We start from the raw sequence: 3,600 nt of genomic DNA, 5'->3' as shown, positions 1-3,600 counted from the left end.
AGAAAAGAGGACGATGCGGCGATGTTTGCGCGATCATCGGTGGCGCGATGGTTGCACCGGTGTGCAACGGGCGTCAAGAGCGAACAGTCCGGATTAAAGGGGAAACAAAGGTTCCGGTGACGGAGACCAGAGGGCGCGGAGGATGGGAGAAACCACCCGCTCCGACGCGAGTCCCGACGTCGCCGTGCCGATCGGGTGGAGGCACAGCTCCGGTCGGCCGTGGGATTCGGGGCAGCGGGCAGATCTCACGCGAGCGGGGCGGCGCATGGACGGGCGCACTACACGCTCCGGCCACCCTGGCCTCAGAAGGGGACGCGAACACCCCTTCTCGCCGCCGGTTCGCGAGGAAGGGGAGACCTTACGAAACCTCGGCCGACACGCGGAGATAAAGACGGGGAGATGACACAACACCCCGTTCTATCCACGCCCTTGACAGATCCGCACATCCGCCCCACACTGCCGGACACGCCATGTTTGCGAGAACATCACAGACTGGGCGCATCAGATCTTACGGAGGGGGCCGATCGGCGGCGACGCCGCGCTGAACCCGGGGCTGTCGGTGGCCGGAGGGGTTCAGCGGTCGGTCAGACGTGACTCTTTCGCGTGGTGTGACCAGCCACGCGCCTCAAGCGGACGCGGGCATGTGGCTCTCCGGAGCCGCGATGGCCCGGTCGACCGCCACCGGGCTGAGAGTGTGTTCGATGACCATGGCGGCGGCGCCGATGGCGCCGGCGCGGTCGCCGAGTTCCCCCCTCCGGATCGCGAGGTGCTGGGTGGCCAGCGGGAGGGAGCGGCTGTAGATGACTTCGCGTACTCCGGCGAGCAGGTACTCCCCGGCCTCCGAGACGTCGCCGCCGATGATGATCACGCCAGGGTTGAAGAAGTTCACCAGCGTGGCGAGGACGTCGCCGACGTCCCGGCCCGCCTGGCGGATCAGCTGTATTGCGGCCGGGTTTCCGGCGCGGACCAGCCTTACCACGTCCCGGCCGTCCGCGGCGTCCGCACCCGACTCGCGCAGGCGTGCGGCGAGGGCGCCGCCGCCGGCGACGGCTTCGAGGCAGCCGGTGTTGCCGCAGCGACAGGGCGCGTCGGGGGCCCTGGCCACCCGGATGTGGCCGATGTCGCCGGCCGAGCCCTGGGCGCCGCGGTGGAGGCGGTGCTCCGTGATGATGCCGCAGCCGATGCCGGTGCCGACCTTCACGAAGAGGAGGTGCTCGACCTCAGGGCTGGCGGCCCAGTGTTCGCCGAGGGCCATGATGTTGACGTCGTTGTCGACCAGGACGGGGGCGCCGAGGCGGGGTTCGAGCCAGCCGGGCACGTCGAAGCCGTCCCAGCCGGGCATGATCGGGGGGTTCACGGGCCGGCCCGACGTGTGCTCGACGGGGCCGGGGAGGCCGATGCCGACGCCGCACACGTCGGCGAGGGTGCGCCCGGCCTCGGCCAGCAGTTCCTCGAACTCGTCGACGAGCCAGCCCAGGACGTGTTCCGGGCCCTCGGTGATCCGGATGTCGCGGCTGCGCTCGGCGAGGACGCGGGTGGCCAGATCCGTGACGGCGATGCGCGCGTGGGTGGCCCCGAGGTCGGCGGCGAGGACCGTCCGCGCTTCGGAGTTGAAGGAGAAGGCCACGGCGGGCCTGCCGCCGGAGAAGATCGCGTCGTCCGTCGGCCGGATCCACCGCTGCTCCGCCAGCGCGTCGAGGCGCTGGGACACGGTCGACCGGGCGAGGCCGGTGAGCTGCACCAGTTCGGTGCGGGTGCGGGCGCGGCCGTCGCGCAGGATCGCCAGAAGGGCGCCGGCGCCTGCCGGTTCGGTGGCCAACTCCCCGTCTCCATCCATGTCGGTGCTGCGAATTTGGTCTAGACCCACTAACCATATCTCCCCTCGTACTTATGGTTGACGTTCGTCATAAGTCGTCTCTAGTATCCGAAACATGCTCGACATGCGACGAGAGTCACCAAAAGTACGGGCAGATATCGTCGGAACTGGCTTCATCGGCCGGATCCATCAGGTCGCGGCGGGCCGCAAGAACCGCCTCTTCCTGGAGATCTCGGCCGCCTCCGGAAGCCTCGCGTTCGATCAGGAGGACCCCGAGCGGCTGTGGCTCGGCAGCCGGAGCGGCTCCCAAGCGCTCGTCCGCGACCCCCAGACCCTGTCGGAGGCCGCCCGACGCTACTCACCGCTGCCGGCCGGGCATCCGCAGGGCTTCCACGACTGCTTCGACGCCTTCGTCGCGGACGCCTACGCCGCACTCGAAGGGGACGGCCGCGAGGGACTCCCCACCTTCGAGGACGGCGCCCGCGCCGCCCTGCTCACGGACGCCGCCCTCCGGTCCGCGCGCGACGGGGGGTGGGTCACGTGCTGACCATGACGGGCATCGGCAAGAGCTTCCCCGGCGCCCGGGTCCTGACGGACGTCGACCTCGACGTGGAGCGCGGCGAGGTGCACGCCCTCATCGGCGAGAACGGCGCCGGGAAGTCCACGCTGATGAAGATCCTCGCCGGCGTCCACACGCCCGACGAGGGGACGATCGCCCTCGACGGCCGCACCGTCTCCTTCAAGCACCCCACCGACGCCCAGCGCGCCGGCGTCGCGATCATCTACCAGGAACTCACCCTCCTCCCCGAGCGGACCGTCGCCGAGAACGTCTTCCTCGGCCGCGAGCCGAAGCGTCTCGGGCTGGTGGACAGGGCGGCGATGGAGACGGCCACCGCCGCGCTCCTCGACGAGCTCGGTGAGGCCTCCTTCGGCCCGCGCGACCTGGTGCGCCGCCTGTCCGTCGCCCAGCAGCAGGTCGTCGAGATCGTCAAGGCGCTCTCGGTGGACGCCCGCATCGTCGTCATGGACGAGCCGACGGCCGCCCTGGCCGAGAGCGAGGTCGAGCTGCTGTACCGGCTGGTCCGCCGGCTGAGCGAGCGCGGCGTCGCCGTCCTCTACATCTCGCACCGGCTGCGGGAGATCTTCGAGCTCGCCGACCGCGTCACCGTCCTCAAGGACCGCGCGAAGGTCGCCACTCCCCCGATCGAGGAGCTCACCACCGCCGGACTCGTCCGGCTGATGGTCGGACGGGAGATCACCGACTACTGCCCCCCGCGGGCGACGCGTCCCGCCGGAGACATCCTTCTTTCCGTGCGGGGCGGCGGCAACGCCACCCTCGACGGGATCGACCTGGAACTGCGCGCCGGTGAGATCGTCGGAGTGGCCGGGCTGCAAGGTGCGGGCCGTACCGAGCTTGCCAAGGTTTTGTTCGGTGCCGAGCCCTTCACCAGGGGCGAGATGACGCCGAAGAGCCCCGGCTCGGTCCGGGACGGCATCGCCGCGGGCATCGGGCTCGTCACCGAGGACCGCAAGGCCGAAGGCCTCGCCCTGCACCAGTCGGTCCGTGACAACGCCCTCCTGGTGGCACGGGCCCACGGCGGACGTGTCGGAGCCTCCGTCCTGGATCTCCTCAAGCGCGTGCGCCTCGCCCCGCCCGCCCCAGAGAAGGAGGTCCGTCTCCTTTCCGGAGGCAACCAGCAGAAGGTCGTCCTCGCCAAGTGGCTGACGGTGGCTCCGAACGTCCTCCTGTTCGACGAGCCCACCCGCGGCGTCGACGTCGGCGC

The 3,600-nt window shown here is 70.4% G+C and carries 3 protein-coding genes; 2 read left to right on the top strand and 1 reads right to left on the bottom strand.

What is annotated here, in order from left to right; all coding sequences use genetic code 11:
• Window positions 1-625: 625 nt before the first annotated feature.
• Window positions 626-1,819 (bottom strand): ROK family protein, encoded by a 1,194-nt coding sequence (locus ACIQFX_RS39080; RefSeq protein ID WP_402473362.1) that lies wholly within the window; start codon window positions 1,817-1,819, stop codon window positions 626-628.
• 112 nt (window positions 1,820-1,931) lie between these two features.
• Here ACIQFX_RS39080 and ACIQFX_RS39075 point away from each other — a divergent pair, with 112 nt between their 5' ends.
• Together ACIQFX_RS39075 and ACIQFX_RS39070 are read left to right on the top strand one after the other, a co-directional pair.
• Window positions 1,932-2,363, top strand: a complete 432-nt coding sequence (locus tag ACIQFX_RS39075; protein ID WP_402473361.1) for a hypothetical protein — start codon at window positions 1,932-1,934, stop codon at window positions 2,361-2,363.
• Window positions 2,357-3,600, top strand: a 1,244-nt coding sequence (locus ACIQFX_RS39070) for a sugar ABC transporter ATP-binding protein (protein WP_402473358.1), incomplete at its 3' end; no start/stop codon positions are given. The genes ACIQFX_RS39075 and ACIQFX_RS39070, both read left to right, overlap by 7 nt.

The sequence above is a fragment of the Streptomyces sp. NPDC093089 genome, assembly GCF_044754405.1.
In the GTDB taxonomy this organism is placed as follows: Bacteria; Actinomycetota; Actinomycetes; order Streptomycetales; family Streptomycetaceae; genus Streptomyces.
Note: the sequence above shows the minus strand (reverse complement) of the source record. Positions and strands in the feature narration are given on the sequence as shown.